The 19,499-nt window shown below is 71.5% G+C and carries 14 protein-coding genes; 2 read left to right on the top strand and 12 right to left on the bottom strand.

The genetic code is table 11. The features are described 5' to 3' along the window. Positions 1-33: 33 nt before the first annotated feature. Genes ACIG5F_RS12395 through ACIG5F_RS12380 form a run of 4 tightly spaced genes read right to left on the bottom strand, consistent with a single transcriptional unit; the run spans position 34 to position 4,747 of the window. Positions 34-741 carry an enoyl-CoA hydratase/isomerase family protein gene (locus tag ACIG5F_RS12395; protein ID WP_396517700.1) on the bottom strand — a complete coding sequence of 236 codons (708 nt, stop codon included), beginning with the start codon at positions 739-741 and terminating at the stop codon, positions 34-36. Beyond that, a complete protein-coding gene (locus ACIG5F_RS12390) occupies positions 738-1,907 on the bottom strand; it encodes an acyl-CoA dehydrogenase family protein (protein WP_396517699.1) in 1,170 nt (389 codons plus the stop codon). Before ACIG5F_RS12390 ends, ACIG5F_RS12395 begins: the two co-directional genes overlap by 4 nt. A 12-nt stretch (positions 1,908-1,919) precedes the next feature. Next, positions 1,920-3,953: an acetate--CoA ligase family protein gene (locus tag ACIG5F_RS12385; RefSeq protein ID WP_396517698.1), complete on the bottom strand. Its 2,034-nt coding sequence runs from the start codon at positions 3,951-3,953 to the stop codon at positions 1,920-1,922. After that, positions 3,950-4,747: an SDR family oxidoreductase gene (locus ACIG5F_RS12380; RefSeq protein WP_396517697.1), complete on the bottom strand. Its 798-nt coding sequence runs from the start codon at positions 4,745-4,747 to the stop codon at positions 3,950-3,952. The genes ACIG5F_RS12385 and ACIG5F_RS12380 overlap by 4 nt, the downstream gene beginning before the upstream one ends. Before the next feature lie 125 nt (positions 4,748-4,872). Between ACIG5F_RS12380 and ACIG5F_RS12375 the strand changes: the two genes are divergently transcribed. Further along, positions 4,873-5,478, top strand: a complete 606-nt coding sequence (locus tag ACIG5F_RS12375; protein WP_396517696.1) for a TetR/AcrR family transcriptional regulator — start codon at positions 4,873-4,875, stop codon at positions 5,476-5,478. Here the strand turns inward: ACIG5F_RS12375 and ACIG5F_RS12370 are convergent. Both ACIG5F_RS12370 and ACIG5F_RS12365 read right to left on the bottom strand, forming a co-directional pair. After that, positions 5,456-6,562: a sensor histidine kinase gene (locus ACIG5F_RS12370; protein ID WP_396517695.1), complete on the bottom strand. Its 1,107-nt coding sequence runs from the start codon at positions 6,560-6,562 to the stop codon at positions 5,456-5,458. The two genes, ACIG5F_RS12375 and ACIG5F_RS12370, sit on opposite strands and share 23 nt — an antisense overlap. Before the next feature lie 38 nt (positions 6,563-6,600). Continuing rightward, positions 6,601-7,254: a response regulator transcription factor gene (locus tag ACIG5F_RS12365; RefSeq protein ID WP_396517694.1), complete on the bottom strand. Its 654-nt coding sequence runs from the start codon at positions 7,252-7,254 to the stop codon at positions 6,601-6,603. Between the two features lie 118 nt (positions 7,255-7,372). Between ACIG5F_RS12365 and ACIG5F_RS12360 the strand changes: the two genes are divergently transcribed. Continuing rightward, positions 7,373-8,149, top strand: coding sequence for a hypothetical protein (locus ACIG5F_RS12360; RefSeq protein WP_396517692.1), 777 nt, complete (start codon positions 7,373-7,375; stop codon positions 8,147-8,149). A 296-nt stretch (positions 8,150-8,445) separates the two neighbouring features. Here ACIG5F_RS12360 and ACIG5F_RS12355 read toward each other — a convergent pair whose 3' ends face one another. From ACIG5F_RS12355 to ACIG5F_RS12330, 6 genes are read right to left on the bottom strand one after another with little or no spacing between them, the layout of a single operon-like run. Then, the gene (locus ACIG5F_RS12355) at positions 8,446-9,783 is read right to left on the bottom strand and encodes a DUF6519 domain-containing protein (RefSeq protein WP_396517691.1); all 1,338 of its coding nucleotides are present in this window, start codon (positions 9,781-9,783) and stop codon (positions 8,446-8,448) included. 9 nt (positions 9,784-9,792) lie between these two features. After that, complete coding sequence (locus ACIG5F_RS12350; RefSeq protein WP_396517690.1) at positions 9,793-11,943, bottom strand: hypothetical protein; 2,151 nt, start codon at positions 11,941-11,943, stop codon at positions 9,793-9,795. Then, positions 11,940-15,701 (bottom strand): putative baseplate assembly protein, encoded by a 3,762-nt coding sequence (locus ACIG5F_RS12345; RefSeq protein ID WP_396517689.1) that lies wholly within the window; start codon positions 15,699-15,701, stop codon positions 11,940-11,942. Before ACIG5F_RS12345 ends, ACIG5F_RS12350 begins: the two co-directional genes overlap by 4 nt. After that, positions 15,698-18,745: a putative baseplate assembly protein gene (locus tag ACIG5F_RS12340; RefSeq protein WP_396517688.1), complete on the bottom strand. Its 3,048-nt coding sequence runs from the start codon at positions 18,743-18,745 to the stop codon at positions 15,698-15,700. Before ACIG5F_RS12340 ends, ACIG5F_RS12345 begins: the two co-directional genes overlap by 4 nt. Next, a complete protein-coding gene (locus tag ACIG5F_RS12335; protein WP_396517687.1) occupies positions 18,742-19,167 on the bottom strand; it encodes a GPW/gp25 family protein in 426 nt (141 codons plus the stop codon). Before ACIG5F_RS12335 ends, ACIG5F_RS12340 begins: the two co-directional genes overlap by 4 nt. After that, positions 19,164-19,496, bottom strand: a complete 333-nt coding sequence (locus ACIG5F_RS12330) for a hypothetical protein (RefSeq protein ID WP_396517685.1) — start codon at positions 19,494-19,496, stop codon at positions 19,164-19,166. The genes ACIG5F_RS12335 and ACIG5F_RS12330 overlap by 4 nt, the downstream gene beginning before the upstream one ends. Positions 19,497-19,499 lie beyond the last annotated feature (3 nt).

Genomic DNA, 19,499 nt, shown 5'->3' with positions numbered 1-19,499 from the left:
CGTGCGTCCCCCAGTTTTTCGCGGACGCCCCGCTCAGCCGATGCGGTTGAGGGTGGCGTACGCGAGTTGTTCGAGCAATAGCGCGGTTTCCCGGGACGCGTCGGTCGCCGCTGTGATCACCTGTTTTGCCACCGAGACGGCCAGCGGCGGCTGGGCCGCCAGCTCGCCGGCGATCTCCAGCGCCGTGGACAGATGACTGCCGGCCGGCGTGGTCTCGGTGACCAGTCCCCAGGAATGTGCCTCCGTCACGGACATCCGACGGCAACGCAGCACCAGGTCCCGGGTGCGGGCCGGGCCGACCGCGCGGACCAGCCTGGTCACGCCGCCCGAGCTGGGCAGGATGCCCATGCCCACCTCCGGCAGGCCGAACACCGCCGTCTCGTCGGCCACCCGCAGGTCGGCGGCCAGCGCGAGTTCGAAGCCGCCGCCCAGGCAGTAGCCGGCGATGGCGGCGATCGTGGGTTGCGGCAGCGCCGCCACCGCCTCGTACACCGCGCCGCTCTCCCGGTAGTACTCGGCGATGGCCTCCGGGGTCATCTCCGTCAGCTCGGACGTGTCAGCCCCGGCGGAGAACACCCTGTCGCCGCCGGTGATCACGACCGCCCGGCTGTCCCTGACCGAGCGCACGGCCTCCAACAGCCGCGACTCCAGGTGCGTGGACAGGGCGTTGAGCTTGGCCTCACGGCGCAGGGTCAGCACGGCGACGTCGCCGTGCCGGGAGACCTCGACGTCGCCGATCACCGGGCGTCGGCGAAGGACAGCAGGCTCGACAGCCCGCGCTTGGTCACCTCGTTGGCGATCACCAGCCGCTGGATCTCCGAGGTGCCCTCCCAGATCCGGTCCACCCGCAGCTCCCGCCACAGCCGCTCGACCGGGTAGTCGCGGATGTAGCCGCGGCCGCCGAAGATCTGCACCGCCCGGTCGGCGACCCGGTTGGAGGCCTCGGACGCGGCCAGCTTCACGGTGGCCGCCTTGGCGTGCAACAGCTTCCGGTTGCTGCCGGGCTGGTCGAACTCCCAGGCCACCTGGTGGGTCAGGGCCCGGTTGGTGGTGATGTCCACGACCGAGTCGGCGATCATGCCCTGGATCAGCTGCCGCTCGATCAGCGGCTGCCCGCCCTGGATCCGCTGCGCGGCCCACTCCACGGCCAGCGTCAGCGCCCGCTCGGCCGCGCCGATGGTGCGCGCGCCGATCATCAGCCGTTCCTCGGTGAACCAGTCGCGGGTCAGCTCGTAACCGTTGCCGATGCCGCCGAGCACCGCGTCCGCGCCGACCTTCACGTCCTCGAACAGGAATTCCGGGTGCTCGTAGACGAAGGTGTGGGTGTAGCGGGGGGTGCGCTTGACCGAAACCCCGGGCAGGTCCTTGTCCACCAGGAACAACGTCGGCTGCTGGTCGACCAGGGCCAGCACGATGAGGAAGTCGGCGGCGTCGCCGACGGTGACGAACCACTTCTCGCCGTTGATGCGGTAGCCGTCGCCGTCCGGGGTGGCGGTGGTCTCGATGCCGGCCGGGTCGGACCCCGCGCCCGGCTCGGTGATGGCCACCGCGTCCCGGCGCTGCCCCAGGATGTCCGGCGCCAGGTAGCGCTCCCGCTGCCGCGGTGTGCAGGCCCGCAGGCAGTTGGCTGGCCGCCACACCGTGTCCCACAAGGCGTTGGTGAGCTTGCCCAGCTCGTCCTGCACCACCACCTGCTCCAGGATGGACAGGCCCGCGCCGCCCCACTCCTCCGGCATGTTGATCGCCTGGAGGCCGCTGGCCAGCACGTCCTGCCGGATCGCGTCCAGGGCCGCCGGGGTCAGGCCGTTGGCGGCCTCGCACGCGTCCTCGTGCTGCATGATCTTGGCGGTCAGGTCGGCGGCGCGCTGCTTCAGCTCGGCCAGCCTCGGGGTGTAGGCGAACTCCACGGTCCTTCTCCTTCAGTTCTGGGCGAGCACGATCCTGGCGTCCAGGCCGAGGCAGCCGCCCGGCGTCGCCAGCAGCGGGTTGACTTCGAGTTCGGCGATCTCGGGATGGGCCGCGCCGATCTCGCCGATCGCCGCCACCGCTCGGGCCGCCGCGGCCAGGTCGACCGGTTCACGGCCGCGGGCTCCGTGCAGCAGCGGGGCCGCCTTCAGGCCTCGCAGCAGGGTTTCCGCCTCGGCCGGCGTGACCGGGGCCAGCGCGAACGCCACGTCCTTGAGGACCTCGGCGAACACGCCGCCCAGACCGACCATCAGCACCGGGCCGAACCGGGAATCCCGACGGGTCCCGACGATGAGCTCCACTCCCCCGCCGGCCATCTGCTCCACGCAGTACTCGGTGACTCCCAGCCGGTGGGTCATGTCGTTGTGCGCGACCCGCAGTTCGTCCGGAGTGGACAGTCCAATCGCGACACCACCGGCATCGGACTTGTGCAGCAGCCCCGTGGCCTTCAGCACCACCGGGTAGCCGATCTCCTCCGCCGCCGTGAGAACGTCGGTGGTGAGCCGGGCGTCCGGGAAGCCGATGCCACCGGCCTTGAGCAATTCCCTTGCCGCCCAATAGTCCGCGGCCTCGATGGGCGCCGCCGGCGGTGGGAGCTCCTTCGCCGCCGGCCGATGCTCGGCGTGGTCGGCCAGCATGCCCAGGGTGCGGGCGGCATCGTCGACCACGCGGAACACGCCGATGCCGTTGCGGCGCAACTCGTCGGCGGCCGCGCTGTCCGAGCACATCGTGTGCAGGGCCAGGGGTTTGCCGTGCCGGTGCACGTGTTCGGCCATCACGGTGGCGGTGGCGATCTCGCGGGCGGCCAGCTCAGGGCCGTAGTCGCCGTAGCCGCCGAAGTAGCCGGTGACCAGCACCGAGTCGATGTCGGGATCGGCCAGCGCCAGGTCGATCACCCGGCCGAACGAGGTGATGTCCTGCTCGCCGGCCCCGGCCAGGTCCACCGGGTTGGCCACGCCGGCCGACGGCGGCAGCTCCGCCTTCAGCGCCGCCACCAGCGACGGCCGGAACTCGTTGACGGCCAAGCCGTTCGCGTCGGCGATGTCGCTGGCCGTGGACGCGTGCCCGCCGCCGTCGGCGATCACCGCCACCCGGCGGGCCGGTTTCGAGCCGTGCCGATGCAGGGCGGCGACCAGGTCGGCCATCTCCCGGGGGCTGTGCACCCGGTCCACGCCCGCGGCCCGACAGGCGGCGTCGATCACGTCGTTGTCGCTGGTCAACGCGCCGGTGTGGGACATCGCGGCCCGGTTGGAGGCCGCGCTGCGGCCGACCGTCAGCAGCACAACGGGTTTGCCCGCGGCGACGGCCTCCCCCGCGGCGGCGACGAAGTCCCGGCCGTCCTGGAAGTCCTCGCAGTAGGCGGCGATCACCTCCGTGCCCGGGTGGTGGGCGTAGGCCCGGATCAGGTCGGCCGCGCCGAGGTCGGCCTGGTTGCCCAGGGAGGCGAAGCGGGAGAACCCCAGGCCGCGGTCGGCCAGGAACTTGCTCAGCTCCAACGCCATGTTGCCGCTCTGCGAGACCAGCCCGACCGGCCCGCACGGCAGCGGATTGGACACCAGGAACAGGTCGCTGGTGGTGTCCAGCACGCCCAGGCAGTTGGGGCCGAGCAGCACCGCCCCGGCGGCGCGGATCCGTTGCGCCACCGCGGTCTGCGTGGCCCGGCCCTCGGCCCCGAGCTCGGCGAAGCCCGAGGTGATGGCCACGATGGCGGTGGCCCCGGCGGCCAGCGCGTCGTCCACCGCCTCGTCGAAACCCCTGGCCGGCACGGTGATCACCACCAGGTCGACCGGCTCGGGCAGGTCGGCCAGCCGCTTGAAGGTGGGCCGGCCCAGCACCGGCTCGCCGCGCCGGTTGACCAGGTAGAGCGGCCGGCGCTCGCCCATCCGCAGCGCCTGCACGCTGATCCAGTTGCCGTACTTGGTCTCGTCGTTGCTGGCGCCGAGAATCGCCACCGAGCGCGGGGTGAACAGGGTGTCCAGGTTCCTCACGGGGACGCCACCTCCGGTGCGGGGTATCCGGCGCCCCAGGCGTCGGCGCCGCCGTCGACCACGATCGTGGTGCCCGTGACGTAGGCCCCGCCAGGGGAGACGAGGAACGAGATCAGACCGGAGACGTCCTCGGGTGTGCCGAGCCGGCCCAGCGGCACGGCCTGGGCCCATTTCCGCCGGTCGGCCTCGGTGTAGTTCTCGTCCAGCGCCTCGGTGGCGATGGTGCCGGGCGCGACGCACAGCGAGCGGATGCCGTACCGGCTCCACTCCAGCGCCAGGCCCGAGGCCAGGTTCTCCAGCGCGGCGCGGGCGGCGCTGGCGTGCACCATGCCCGGGATGCCGCGGCGGGGCGAGAAGGCGATGAAGACGATCACGCCTTCGCGGCGGGGGATCATCGACCGGACCGCGACCTCGCGGGTCATGGTCCAGGTGGCGTCGACCGCGAGCCGGTGCACCGCCCGCCAGCCGCCGGCGCTGATGTCCTCGGCCGGGGCGGCGAACTGGCCGCCGGCGTTGTTGACCAGCACGTCGATCCGGCCGTACGCCTCGATCGCGGCGTCGACCACCGGGGTGACGTCCTCGCGGATGTCGGCCACCTTGACCAGGCACTGCCCGCCGGCCCGCACGATCTCCTCGCGCACCGAGTCGAGCGGCTCGGGCCGCCGGCCGCAGATCACCACCCGCGCCCCGCCGGCGGCCAGGTCCAGCGCGGTCGCCCGGCCCAGGCCGGTGCCGCCGCCGCTGACCACCGCCACCTTGCCCGCGTGCACGTCCGGCCGGAGCACCCCGGTCACCCGCCACCTCCGCAACTAGGATCAGACTCGGCGAGGATCTGACTGACGCGTCAGTCAGATTCATTAAACGGGCCGTGTCAAGAGCTAGGGGTGTACCTGACTCGCGCGTCAGTTAAGCTGGGGTGATGACTCGTGCCGAGGAGGACCGCCGCGTCGCGATCCTCGACGCCACCTGGCGGCTGATCGCCGAGCGCGGCTACCACGCCGTCCGGATCGCCGACATCGCCAAGGTCTGCGGCACCAGCACCGGCACCGTGCACTACTACTTCCCCGGCAAGCACGATGTGCTGACCGAGGCCCTCAAGTACTGCGTGGAGCAGGCTTTCGAGCGGCAGAGCCGCGAGCTGCGGCCGATCGACGACGCCTACCAGCGGCTGCTGAAGCTGATCGACATGCAGCTGCCCAAGGTCGGCCCGGTCCGCGACGAGTGGTCGGTGTGGTTGCAGTACTGGGCCGAGTCGGCCATCCGCCCCGAACTTCGGCCCGTGCACAACGAGTTCTACGCCCGCTGGCGGGACGCCGTGGTGCGTATCGTGCGCCGTGGCCTGCGTCAGGGCGTGTTCCGCGATGTCGACGCCGACCAGGTCGCCCTGCGGCTGACCGCGTTGACCGACGGGCTGGCCATCCAGGTCCTCACCGGCGCCCCGGAAGTCACCGTCACGGTCATGCGCGAACTGCTGGTCGACTTCGCCCGCCGGGAACTCGTGGTCAGCGCGTCGGCTGAAGCGTGACGTCCACCCTCAGGCCGCCACCAGGAATCGGGCAGGCCGTCAGCCGGCCGCCGTGCGCCGCCGTTATCGCGGCCACAATGGACAGTCCGAGCCCGTGCCCGTCCCGCGTTCGGCGTCGGCCGTCGAGCCGGCGGAACGGCTGCACCAACTCGGCGATCTGATCCGGCCGGATCACCGGGCCGCTGTTGACCACGCACAACGTCGGCCAGCCGTCGGGTGTTCCCGTCCGGACGTCCACCCATCCGCCGGGAAGGTTGTGCCGCACCGCGTTGTCGACCAGGTTGGCCACCAACCTCTCCAGCAGCCTCGGATCCCCCGACACCGTGGCCGGCGCGAGATTCGCGTCCACCCGCACATCCCCTTGCGGCACAGTCACCTCCTTGGCCAACGCCGCCAGATCGACCGGCCGCCGCGCCTCGATCCCCCGCTGGCTCCTGGCCAGCATCAGCAACGCCTCGATCAGCCTCTCCTGGTGCTGGCTGTTGGCCAGCAGCCGCCGATGCGTGTCCTGCAACGACTCCACCGTGGGCTCCGGGTCGGCCAGCGACACCTCGATCAACGTGCGCTCGAACGTCAACGGCGTCCTCAGCTCGTGCGACGCGTTGGCCACGAACAGCCGCTGCGCCTTGAACGCCGTCTCCAGCCTCGCCAGCAACCCGTCGAACGTGTCCGCCAGATCCTTCAGCTCATCCGACGGCCCCGCCACCGCCAGCCGCTCGTGCAGATTGTCCTCCGACAGATGGCGGACCCGGTGGCTCATCGTCCTCAATGGACTGAGCACTCTCCCCGCCACCACCCACCCCAGCAGCAGCGACACCGCCGCCATGATCCCCAGCCCCACTCCCGACCACAACAACAGCCCGCCAAGCACATCCGCCCGCTGGTCCGCCAACTTCTCCGTCATCAGCATCGACCCCGCACCCGGTGTCCCGGCCATCACCGTCGGTCCCGCCGTCGAACTGGTGAGCGCATAGATCATCGCCAGCAGAAACGCCCCCGTGACCACAAACAGTCCACTGTAGAGCGCAGTGAGCCGGACCCGGACACTCCGCCGCCCCACCCGCCACCATTCGACCAGTCTCATCCCCGACACCACCACACCGTGCCATCGCTCGACCGGGCTCATATCCGGTATCCCCCGCGCGGCACCGTCTCGATCACCGGGGGATCGCCCAGCTTCTGCCGCAGGCGGCTGACCGTGACCTTCACCGTCTGCGTGAACGGGTCGGCCGCCTCATCCCAGCCGCGCTCCAGCAGCCGCTCCGGCGACACCACCGCGCCGCCGGCCGACAGCAGCAGCTCCAGCACAGTGAACTCCTTGGGGGACAACGACAATCGCCGGCCGGCTCGGGTCACGGTCCGCAGGGCCGGGTCGAGGCGTAGGTCGCCGTGGGTCAGCACCGGCGGCACCGGCGGCTGCGACCGCCGGGCCAGCGCGCGGATCCGGGCCACCAGCTCGGCGAAGGCGAAGGGCTTGGGCAGGTAGTCGTCCGCGCCCATGCTCAGGCCCTGCACCCGGTTCTCGATCGTGCCCGCCGCGGTCAGCATCAGGACCCGGCTGTGCGTGCCCTGCCCGATCAGCCGCCGGCACACCTCGTCGCCGTGCACCACCGGCAGGTCCCGGTCCAGCACCACCACGTCGTAGCCGTTGTCCCAGGTCCGCAGCAGCGCCTGCGCCCCGTCGAACACGACATCCACCGCCATGCCCTCGCGGCGCAGGCCGGCCGCCACGGTCTCGGCCAGCTCCTCGTGGTCGTCCACCACCAGCACGCGCATGCGCCCCAGTCTGGCCCGGGCCTTGTGGTGCCGCGGTAACAGCGCTTGTTCCCGTGCGGCAACCGTCTTCCCGCTTCACTGCTTCCGACCCGTTCACCAACCTGAAGGAGGACTCGCGATGAGGTCGACGCTTGGCCGCTTGGGCCGCCTGGCCGCGCTACCCGCCGCCGTGGTCTCCATGGCCCTGCTCGCCGCGCCGGCGTTCGCCGCCGCCTCGACGCCCACCCCGCCGCCGCCCCAGTGCACGATCACCACGCACCCCGACACTGACGCCACCACGCACCCCGCCCCGGGCAAGCCCGGCAAGTGTGTGATCTGCGTGATCACCGATCCCGGCGGCGGCACCGGCCCGGTCACCGGCGGCGGAGCCTCAGGCGGCGGCGCGTCGGGCGGGGGTAGCGCGTCGGGCGGGGGTAGCGCCCCCGGCGGCGGCGCGTCCGGCGGGGGTAGCGCGTCCGGCGGGGGTAGCGCCCCCGGCGGCGGCGCGTCCGGCGGGGGTAGCGCGTCCGGCGGGGGTAGCGCCCCCGGCGGCGGCGCGTCCGGCGGCGGCGCCACCGGCCCGACCGAGCAGGGCGGCACCACCCAGGGCGGCACCACGGGCGGCGGTCAGGGCGGCGTCATCACCGGCAAGCCCGGCGAGTGCCCCGTCTGCCCGCTGCCGCCGGGCGGGCCTGCGAACACCGGTCCCGGCCAGGGGGCGGGATCGGTGAGCACGCAGCCCGGCAAGGGCAAGGAGTGCGTCATCTGCATCATCATCAAGCCCGGCACTCCCGACGACCCCACCACCCAGTCCGGCCCCACCACCCAGTCCGGCCCCACCACCCAGTCCGGCCCGACCCCGGTGCCCGGCGACCCGGCCAAGTGCGAGGTCCACCCCGTGCCGGCCACGAAGTAACGTCAGATCCTGCGGGCCCCACCTCCCGCAGCACAACCCCGGTGATCCCCGGCCTCTCGCCGGGGATCACCGCTATCTCCACACCCACCGCCCCCAACGGCCACCCCACACCCACCGCCCGTTCCCACACCCACCAGTAATTCCCACACGCACCAGCCCACCCGCGCCCTCCACCCACCCCACCCATGCCGTCCCCTCCCCAAGATCAAGGGACCTTTCCTCTCGCCCAACGCCAGTAAGGGCCCCTTCATGACACCCAAACGCCAGAAACGGCCCGTTCACTGCGCCGCTGTGTGTCACGCGGTGGGCAGGTGCTGGAAGGTCCGGCGCAGCTGGGTGATGCCGGAGTCGCTGGTGATCCACGCCAGCGGCGCGTACCGCACGACCGGCCCGGCGGGCGGCAGCAGCAGGGGTCGGCCGGCGGTGTCGCGGGGCCATTCGACGTCGGCGGTGAGCGTACGGGCGGGGATGAGCCAGTAGTCGCCGGTACGGTAGCTGCCGCCGGCCTGGAACCAGACCTGGACACCGTCCTCCAGGTTGAGCCACGCCCCCTCGGTCACCGGCACGGCGCCATCACTAAGGCCCGGTCCCTGCTGATCCCACCGGCGCAGCAACGGATGCCGGGCGGCGATCCCGCCGATGAGCGGCTCCGAGTCCAGCAGCACCCGACCACCGGCCGGGTCGAGTTCGGTGACCCGCAACAACGGAGCGGCGACACCACGGGCGGTGGTGGCGTCGTCGACGGCCTCGACCCAGTCGCCGACCTCGATCGCCAGCTTGTCGTCCCGGCCCAGCGACGACAGGGAAACCCAGCGCCCGTCCACGGCGGTGATCGGGAAGACGATGGAGCCGTTGTCCCGCGACCACTTGAACGTCGCCGACTCGCCGGCGCCATGGATCTCCACCCGGTACAGCTGGTTCTCCGGCCCCCGGTACGCGGCGTCGGGCGCGAGCAGGCACGGGTCGTCGTCGGTGCCGGCCGGCTTCTCCACCTGCGCCGCAAGATGGCTCTTCACGGCGGTCTGGTCCTCGACCCACTGGTCGAACTGCTGCTCCGGATTGCTGCGCTGCGAGGAAACCTTGAGCGGCAACGGCAACGCCTGCCAGGTGACCTGGCTACGGGCCGCGGTGTCGGGCAGGGCCACGCCCAGCGCCGACTCCCGGATGAGCGGATCCTGCACCGCCGTCACGAGTTGCTCAACCACCCGCAGGTAGACCAGGAACGGGAAGCCCGGCAGCTTGTCGTCGGCGTTCTCCTGGTCCAGATAGGCGAACGGCTGGTTCCAGTAGCCGATGGCCTGGGTGTCCAAGGTGGACTGATCATCGCCGACGGCCTGGAATACGGGCGCGGGCGTGGAGTCGACCAGCACACCGTCCACATAGTACCGACCAGGGGTGATGGCCAGGTCGGCCGGCTGTTTGCCGTCCGGGCTGGGCACATAGGCGACGGTGAAGCCGTCGGCCGGGCCGCCGTGCGGGCCGATGACGTCGGCGGCGGTGGTGCGGGCCAGGTGCAGCTCGATCGCGGCCTGCTCGTTGGCGTCGGCGTCGAGCTGCACCCGGCCCTGCTGGGACAGCACGGCGGAGTAGTGGGCCGCCGGCCGGAAGGTCGCTCGCGAGAAGTCTGCCTTCATGGTGCGCTCCTAGGACACGGTGACAACGGCGGCTTCCGAGCCGGCCGGGGTGAATTCGGTGAGCCGGGCGGCCAGGTTGTCGGCCCGCTGCGGCTGGAACAGGTCGTGCCACACGCCCATCTCCGACCCATCCTCGGCGCCCCGGGCGATCTCCACTGGGCAGTGGGCCGACAGCTGCGCGTAGCCGGGCGTGCCGTAGCGGGTGCTGGTGAACCGGGGCCGCACCCGGGCCACCACCAGGTCCCGCTGGCCCGGCGCGGCTGCGACGGCCAGGTCGGGCTGGCAGTGGTAACGCCGAGGCGTGCGGGAGCCAGTTGGCACGTAACAGAAGCGCACGCAGCCTTCGCCCCGACGGGCCACGTTGAGACAGCCGTCGAAGATCGAGTTCTCGGCGGTGCCGACCGCGTGGGTGAACACCTCGCCGATCACCGTGGACCGGTGCACGTTCAGAATCGCGTTGGCGTGCCGGCAATCCGGCGCGGACAGCGCCTCCCGTCCGGGATCGGTGGCGTCCAGCACGCTGTCGACGAGGTGGATCGGCAGCGGGTCGGCGCAGACCTCGTTCGTGATCACGAGAATGGTGCCGATGATGCTGCGTTCCACCTGCACGCAGGCGGTGGTCCCCTCCAGCACCAGACTCGGCTCCTCGGGATGGCTGGGCTCGCAGTGCGGCTCCAGCGACCAGCCCGGCACCAGCGTGCAGTGCCGGATCGTCACCGCGCCGACCGGTCCGGTGACGCTGACGCCCCGGCCGGCGATCAGCAGCCCGTCCAGCACGATCCGGCCGGCCGGGCGACGGTCGCCGTCGGCCGGCGGATTTCCCCTGATCTGCAAGGAATCCGGCCGGTTGCTGTACCAGTCGAGCAGCCGCAGCACCGGCCGCACTCCGTCGGCCGCCCGCACCTCCAGCCGGTCGTCCGGCTCCAGCACGAACTCCAACTGCTCCTGGTACGCCCCGCTGTCGGTGATCTCGATGATCGCCTCGGAGCCGCCGTCGCTCTTCCACCGCTCGTACGCGGTGGTGATCCGCTCGAAGTCCTGCCCCGGCCCCACGCGGTAGACCGGCGGGCCGGCGGTCACGGTGCGCGGGTACTCGCCGCCGCCCATGTCGTCGGAGAAGGCGTAGTGGTAGGTCACCCACACGCCCCGGCGCGGCGCGTGCCGGGCCCCGAACACGATCCGGCCCAGCACCGGGTCCACCACGATCTGGTGCCGTTTCGGCCGGTACGCCCAGCCGGACAGATCGGCGACCACGAAGTCGGCGGCCGGGATCGGATCGCTGCCCGGGCCCCGCCAGACCGTGAAACTCTTGCCCGGCCCGTAGAAGTCGGCGAACCGGTCGGCCAGCGCGCGACGGCGGATGAACAGCGGCAGGTTCTCCTCGGTGGCCGGACGGCCGGCCGTCGGCACCGGTTTGGTCACCAGCGGAACATCGTTGCCGAGAATGGAGAACGTGTACTGGTTGCGGGCCCGGTCCACGCAGTAGGCCGGCGCGTGGGTCACCGAGTACGGCTTCAGCCGCCAGATGAACAGGCCGACATTCTGTAGTGCGTAACGACCTTGCCGCCGGCGGGAGCCGATGCCCGGCGCCTCGGGGCCGTGCGCCAACGGGTCGAACGCCGTGCCGGCGAGATCGAGCAGATCACCCCGGCGCAGATCCACCAACCGGCCTCCGGCGGCCAGGCCGCGTCGACGAACCGCCGCCGCGCCGCCGGCGTACAGTCGAACCGGTTGTGTGCTCGACAAAAGCGGCAGGAACTCCACCGCGCGGGCCGGCCACTCGGCCACCGACGCGGCCGCCTCCTCCAGCAACGGCAACGTTCCCTTGCGGCGGCGATTCCCGACGGTGTCGGCGACATCTCGCCGCGGCGCGAGGCGGGCGGCCAACCGGGCCACGGCCTCGGCGGTGGCGGTGCCGCGCGCGCTCAACGCCTCCTGGTAGCCGCCGAGCAGCCGGTAGCCGACCAGGTCGCCCAGGTACGGCACGGCCCAGTCCTGGCACGTCTCGATGAACCAGTTGTCGTACAGCTGCTCGATGTCGCCCTGCACCAGGTCGACCTGCTCGGTGATCACCGCGAGCAGCGCCCGCAGCGGCTCGCCGGCGTCGACGTCCCGGGCGCGGACGAACCGGGGCAGCAGCTCGTAGAGCCGTTCCGTCACGGCCGGACCTCCTTGAGTGTCAACGTGTCCGGCACGTCCGGCGACAGCAGCGCCAGCTGGGCCGGGCGAATGCCGCGGAACACCACCACACTCCGCCCCTGCGGCAAGGGATCGGCGCTGGTCAGGTCCGGATTGAGCCGGAACAGCTCGGCCACCGTGATCCCGTTGGATGCCGCGATCTGGGTCAGCGTCTCGGTGCCCGCCCGCACCGTGTACCGGGTCTCGTCGAACCGGGCCAGCCGGGAAGGGACAACGGCCTGCGGCGTGGTCAGCCTTTCGGCCAGCGCGTCCAGGTCAGCCGGCGTCAGACTTCCTTCCACACCGGCGAAAACGTCGATGTCGACATAGTCCACGCCGGCCACCGACTGCGCCGCCGCCATCGCCTCGGACAGGTACGCCGGCTGGCCCAGCTCCCGCCGGTCGAAGCCGAGCCGGTCCAGCAGCGCCGCCCGCACCGCCGGCTCCACCAGCCGCCAGGTGTAGGCCGGAGCCACCTTGATGTTGACCGCCAACACCAGCAGCACCAGTTCCCGCACCGCGACCCGCACCGGCAGCTGCGGATCGCCGAAGTCCCCGAGGGAGGACCTCAACGTGGTGACGATGTCGGACGTGTCGGTCAGCGGAATATCGTCCACTCCGGCCACGGTCACGTGCACGACCTGCCGCGACCCGTCGGTGAGCCGCCGCGCGCTGGCCCGCCCGATGCCGGCGCGGGCGCGGGCGAAGTCCTCGTAGTCCGGCACGGACACCAGCCGGTCCAATGCCGTGACCGACAACGGAATCGTCCGCCGGGCCTGCTCCGGGCCGTCCGCGTCGGCGCCGCCGGTGGCCGGCAACGGGTTGTTCACGCCCGACACCCACAGCGGCCGGGTGACCAGCTGGCTGATCTTGCCGGCGGGCACGTTGGCCGCCTTGCCCACGCCGACCCGGTAGGCGGCCCGCACGTTCTGCGTGCCGGTGGTCAGCCGGGCCCCGTGAACACCGTCGCCGAAGGTCACCGACACCGCGCCGGCCGCGTCCACCGCCGTGGTGTAGACCCGTTCGGCCGGTCCGCGTCCGGCCAGACTGTCCACTTCGGACCAGAGCACGCCGTCCACCCGGACCTCCAGCGTGCTGGCTGCGCCCAGCGGATTGTCCGCGGCCAGCCAGGTCACCGGGCTCTGGAACAGTTTGAACGTCTGGTTGGCCTTGCTGGCGTCACCGCTGCCGATCGGCTCGTCCCGGGAGGCCCCATTGGTCGCCGGGCCGACGTTGGCGTACAGGTGCACGGTGTCGCGCTTGTACCGGTAGGCGAGGTCGGCGGCCAACGTGATCCTCGTGTGCACGGTGTCGCCCGGCAGGCTCTTGTCCACGAACTGCTCGACCTCGGCGATCATCGTCAGCTCGGTGCCGATCACCCCTGGTGTGCCGGGGATGTCGGTCCGCTCACCGCTGACGATCAACCGCCGCCCCGCGGTCAACCCCTGGTACAGCTGCCCGAGCTCGATCTGCTTGCCCTGCACGTCCTCGGTGACCGGCTCGGTGGCCAGCGTCAGCGGCACACCCCGGGTGTAGACCGTGGTGTCCCGGATGTCGGTCAGCATGGTGTCGTGCTCGTCGAGCCACTCGGCGGCCAGCGAGAGCTCGGTGACCTTGCCGGTGATGCCGAAGTCCGACCGGGAGATCACCCGGCTGTCCTGCACGCGGGTGATCACCGGCTTTCTCGGCCGCTCGATCACGACCCAGCTGCCCGGGCCGATCCCGTCGTACACCGCGTCCAGGGCGAGCAGGTTGCGTGACAGTGTGGGCAGCGAGCTGCTCATGGACAGCTCGACGAACGCCGATGTGGTGCCCGACTCGGCGACCCGCCGCCCGCTGAGCTGGAGCTCCGCCTGCGACTTGTCCGAGGAATCGCCCTCGAACAGCCGGAACGAGACCGGGCCGACGCCATCCTTGGTGACCGCGACATCGACGGCATGCTTATCGTCCACAATGGACGCCGTCACCGTGCGCCCGAACAGGTTGGCGTCGAAGGCGAGCTTCACCCCGATGAGATCGCCGGGGGCGGGGGCCGCATCGTTCTCGGCCACCGGAATATCCGGCTCAACCTCCCGCGAGATGGTGACCCTGCCCGGGCCGACATCGGCATGGCCCGGGGTGGCGTCGCTCGGCACAGGTGCTCTTGCCACCGAGGACCGGCCGGTCTCGGTCCACGTGAACGTGACCAGCGTCGGCTTCCCGGCCTCGTCATAGGAGATCTGGAAGGTCAGCTGCTGGGTGCCCAGCAGCGGCCAGTCCTCGGTGCCGGTCGGCCGGCCGTTGGCGTCGAAAGTCGGTCGGAGCGGGGCGGTCGCCCCGAACGGCGTGGCCACCGTGCGCATCAGCTGGAGACTCTGAAGTTCAAGGGGGGCAGTGAGATCGACGTTGCGCCAGGCCGGGTAGAGGGTGTCGCGCAGGCGCGGGTCCAGCGCGGCCAGCAGCTGCACCGCCGCGTCCGAACCCTGTGTGAACACGTCCTTCGGATCCCGGCCGAGATCGATCGGGGACGGCGGCAGTTGCGCCGGCGGGGTCCGGAGGGCCCCAAGCAGCGCCCCCAGCCCAACCGCCGCCGAGCTGTCCGGGGCCAGGGCGGCGAACAGGGACGGTTCCTCCTCCTGCTGCGGGGGTTCCAGCTCCGCGACCGTCGCCCGCCACTTGACCAGCTGATCCTCCAACGTGTTCTGGAGGAAGTCGTGGACGTTGGCGTACTGCTCGGCCAGCGCCTCGGTCTCGTGCAGCCGCTCGATCGCCTCGTCCAGGCGTTGCCCGAACTCGGTCGGCGTCGTGACGGTCGGCTCGGACTCGGCCAGCGGCGCCTTCGACCGTGGCGGCAGGTCGCCGTCCAGCACCACCAGCACCTCGTCGACGTACCGCCGGACGATGCGGCTGCGGGCATAGGTGTTGTCCTGCAACCAATCGGCCAGCTTGTCGTGGTACGCGTCGACCAGGTCCTGGAAGTCCGGCTGAGCCGCGCCGGGCAGGCCGACCGTGGTGATGCCGGTGGCCTGGTCGATCTCCACGTGCGGCACGGTCTGGCTGAGCTGCCGCCCGGTCTCGGTGCCGAACACGAACAGCAGCCGGTCGCCGAGCTTGATGTCGTTGGCCGTGCCGGCGACGTGGATCTGCCCGCCCTGGCCGAGCCGGCCGAGCTCCACCGGATACGGCCGGCGCAGCCGCACCTGGAGGTCGTTCCACGACCAGCGGGCCGGCAGGTCCTCGCCGATCTCGAACGGCTGGGCCTGCTCGCCCTGCGCCGGAATGCTCTGCGCCCGCGTGCCTTTCGGCACCACCACCGCGGTGTCTGGCCCGGAGGCCGGGTCCTTGTCGATGGTGTAGGCCAGGAAGGTGCCGGCCGACACACCCGGTCGCGGCCGGTGGCCGACAAGGTTTCCCAGCAGCCGCAAGGATTCCTGCTGGGTGGCCGTGCGCAGGTAGCCCTCGTTGGCGATCCGCTCGGTGTAGAAGGTCAGCAGGTCGCCGACGACCGCCCAGCCGTCCAGCAGCGCGATGGAGGCGTCGTCGGTCGTGCGCACGGTGAGCCCGGCCAGCGCCGGGTAGGCCGGGCTGGACAGCCGGGCCAGCATCGACTCCAGGAACTCGCCGTGCGTGCCGACGCGGACGGCCAGTTCGGCCAGCCCCGGCGGGTTGTTGATCGTCAGCGGCGTCTCGACCTGCACGCCCTGGCAGGCGCCGCCGCATCCGCAGCCGCAGTCCCCCGTGGTCATCGGCGTTGTGCTCATCGGCCACCTCCCGCCACGATCGCCAACCGGCCGTTCTCCGGCCGGTCGCGGTCGTCGTCCAGTTGCGCGATCTCCAGCGGCCCGATCGCCAGCACGCCATCCCGGAGTTCGTCGGCGGCCGGCCGGAACAGCCGCTTGAGCCGGGTCACCTGCACGCTCTGCACACCGGCCACGGCCCCGGCAGCGGTGACGATCCGGCTGACCCGCACCGGGTCGCCGAAGGTCAGCGAGTCGGGGGCGAACATCCGCCGCAGGGTCAGGCGCACCGCCTGCGAGACGTGCGCCCGCTGGTAGCCGGCGGACACACACAACGTCACCTCGAGGTCCAACGGCACCAGAACTGCCGGCAGCACAACGAGTTCATGCCCGATCCGGCGGTACGCCGCCAGCCGCGCGGCCACGGTGTCGATCAACGCCGGGCTGACCTCGTCGGTGCCCAAGGCATCGATGGCGACGTGGGCTTCCTCGCCGGCGCCGGTCCAGCGGATCTCCGCCGCCGCGCGCTGCACGCCCGGCACCTGGCCGGCCAGGTCGGCGTAGTCGGTGGCGGTGACCGCCCGCAGCCGGGTTCGGTGCAGCGCCAGCGGGGCCAGCTGGCGGACCTGATCCAGCGGCTCGGGGTCGGTTCCTCCCCTGGCCGGCAAGGGGTTTCGCACCGCGATGACGCCGTCGCCATCGGGCGCGCCGCAGCACAGGACGAGGTGCCCGATCGCCTCCGCGCCCACATTGCCGGGCAGGCCGTTGCCGACGCGGTAGCGCAGGCTCAGGTCACCGCCGGCGGGCGGCGGCTGGCCGTGCTGGCCGTCGCCGAACCGGATCTCCAGCTCGCCGTTGTCGTTCAGCTCGCCGACGAAGTTCCGGTCCCGCGGGCCGCTGGCCAGCAAATCCCTGCTGGGCAGCCACATGTCACCGTAGTCGTCGGTGATCTCCAACACTGGCAGGGCTTCCCGCGACTCCTGGACCGTGGCCGCGCTGGCCGGGCCGGCCAGCTGCGGCGCGCTGCTGTCCAGCTCCGCCGCCGCTTTGGCGCCCCACATCTGGGAAATCTCCCACACGACATCGTCGCCAAGCACCTCCCCGGAGCGGGCCCGGTCGGCCAGCACGGTCAGCCGCGTCAGCTTGGCCGCCAGGAACTCGGTGAACCGGGCGATCAGGATCCGCAGCGCCGGGCCGGGATACTGCCGCAGGTTGTACTTGACCAGCGTGGCCGACCCGAACAGCCGGGTCAGCTCCTCGATCTCCGCCGCCGTGAGCTTGTGGCCGCCGGCCACCTCGCGCCACAGGTGATTCAGCCGGTCCAGGACGCGATCCGGCAACGTGGCCAGCACTCGGGACTGGCTCAGCGACACCCAGGCCGGGCTCGGGAACGGCGCCCGCTGGGTGATCGGCGCGTAGTGCGGCCGCGGCCGGAACCGCTGCTTCAGCTGGGGATACGTGATCTGGGCCAGCAACGCCTCCACTGCGGCGGCCTGTTCGGCCGCCGTCAGGTCGGCGCTGAGCTTCGAGCGGTCGACGGCGTCCTGGCCGAGCAGCGGCACGAGTCGTTCGATCTGCTCGGCGCTGGCCGGCGTGCCCGAGCGGGTTTGCACCAGCAAGCCCTGGATGAACAGGACGGTCGGGTCGTTGTCCGGCCGGTCCGGGCAGCCCAGCGCGGGCGGATCACAGGACGGCGGCTGCACCTGGGCCGGCGGCACCGTGATCACCTCGGGCGCACCGCCGCAGTAGGTGATGTCACGGCCGTGATCGGTGAGCACGACATTGCCGCGAGCCACACTGACATCGGTCAGCACCTCGCAGTCCGGGCCACCCCGGGCCGACAGGCACACCGGGAACGTCAACGCGTCCTCGTCGGCCCAGGTCACGTCGAGCAGCGGCTGCTCGAACAGCTTGTCCTCAATGGACTTGACCTTGGTGATGCGGACCGCCTGGCGGTGCGTCGGATCGGCGTCGGCGACGGCGCCCGTCTTCGGCCCTCGCACCTCCTCGATCAGCAGCACGTCGCCCGGGCACAGCTGCAACGGCGCGTCGTGATCGTCGGTCAACACCGCCGAGGTCGATCCCTTGGGCAGGAAGCACTCCTGCTCGCCCCAGGTCCAGAAGCTGATCGCGTTGTGCTGCGGCCACAGCCGCAGCGGCCGGTCGGGCAGCGGCTCGAACACCTGGATCCCGGCCGTGGGCGGCAGTTCCTCCAGCTGCTCGTCGTCGATCACGGTGGCGACATCCGGCCGCTGCGCCGGATCCAGCCGGCTCAGGTCGATCGCGGCGAACCGGTAGTCGCCGGGCTGAAGCTCGACCGCGCGTTCGGTGGACAGCGTGACCCAGGCCCGGGCGTTGCAGCCGTCGTGCATAGCGTAGTCGATCAGCCGTACGTGCCGGCGTACCGACTGCCGCCGCCGCGCAGTGTCCAAATAGGCCTCAGTGGCCACCGCATCCTGTTGGTAGCTCAGCTGATCGCCGATGTAGGCGAACAACTCCAGAACCGCCAGCCCCAGATCCGGCTCGTGCCGCTCAACCCACTGCGGGATGGTCAACGTCATCCGGTCCAGCAGCAGGCGGCGCAGCGTCCCGTAATCCCTTGCCAGGTAGTCGATCGGCGGGGCCGGGTGCCGCGGCGGCGCGAGCGGTTCCTCTTCGGCACAGTCGAAATCGGTCGGGCAGGCCAGCCGGAAGGAGAATTCCGCGCTGGTGTAGCGCGGGTCGAAGCCGTGGTAGGGCCGGGTTCCCGGGCGGCCGAAGGCATCCTGCTCGACCACGTTCAGCGTGTAGCGGGAGCTGTCCCCCGGCTCGTTGATCGTGACGTGCAGCTTGTCGTCCAGGTCCGGCTCCTCGGCCGCCTCCAGCTCCACCTGGGTCGCGTAGAGGCCGGTGATCCGCCGGCCGCCGTCGATGCGGATGTTGTGCGGCCGCAGGTTCTCCGGCGCGTGGCCGAGAAAGGTGACGGTCAGCAGCGTGCCGCTGTCGTCCACCTCGACCTCGTCGATGCCGTTGAGCCGCGCCGCCCTGACCTGGGGCCGACGCGTGTCGGTCCCGCACTTCACTGTCACGGTGTTCCCCCTTGGCCGAACACGTCCGTGCGCTGGCTGCCGGTGGGCAGCACCACGTAGGACAGGTGCACGCTGAGCTGGCCGTCCTGGCTGACGACATCCAGTCGCTGCACCGTGATCACGTCGCCCAGCCAGCGCTGGAGCGCGGCCTGCACGGACAACTGCAACGTGGACGCCAGCTCCGGGCTGTTCGGCTCGAACACCAGGTCCAGCAGACCGCAGCCGAAGTCCGGCAGCATCACCCGCTCCCCCGGGCTGGTGAACAGCAGCAGCTCGATCATCTGCCGGACGTGGTCGTCGTAGCCGGCGCCGGCGGTCCGGCCGTGACTGTCCACTTGGAATGGAAAGGCGATGTCGGTGCGGGCCGGCAGGCTCGACTGCGCCGGCAGCACCACGAGTTGGTCAGTCCGCTGGGCCCTCACTGCCCCACCGTCCTCTGCTGGATCACCGACACCACCGGCGCGCCCTGCGGGATGTGCTCGGCGCTCAGGCACAGTCCGGTGGAGCCCTGGGTGAGCACCTGCGAGCCGTTGACCCGGATGCGGGCGCTCGGCGTGATCCACTGCACGGTCACGCAGGGCTGGGGCTTGTTGCCGACGAAGAAGGGGCAGCCGGTGATGGTGGTCAGGTCGGCGACGGTCCAGATCACCTGGCCGGTGACCGTGCCGCGGGTCTGCGACGGCTGGAAGACGGCCCGGCCCCCGTGCGGGCACATGACGGTCGCGTTGAGATGCATCAGATTTCCCGGCATGGC

Source organism: Kutzneria sp. NPDC052558, assembly GCF_044547355.1.
Taxonomy (GTDB): domain Bacteria; phylum Actinomycetota; class Actinomycetes; order Mycobacteriales; family Pseudonocardiaceae; genus Kutzneria.
The sequence above is the reverse complement of the archived record's forward strand: the minus strand, read 5'-3'. Positions and strand labels throughout refer to the sequence as shown.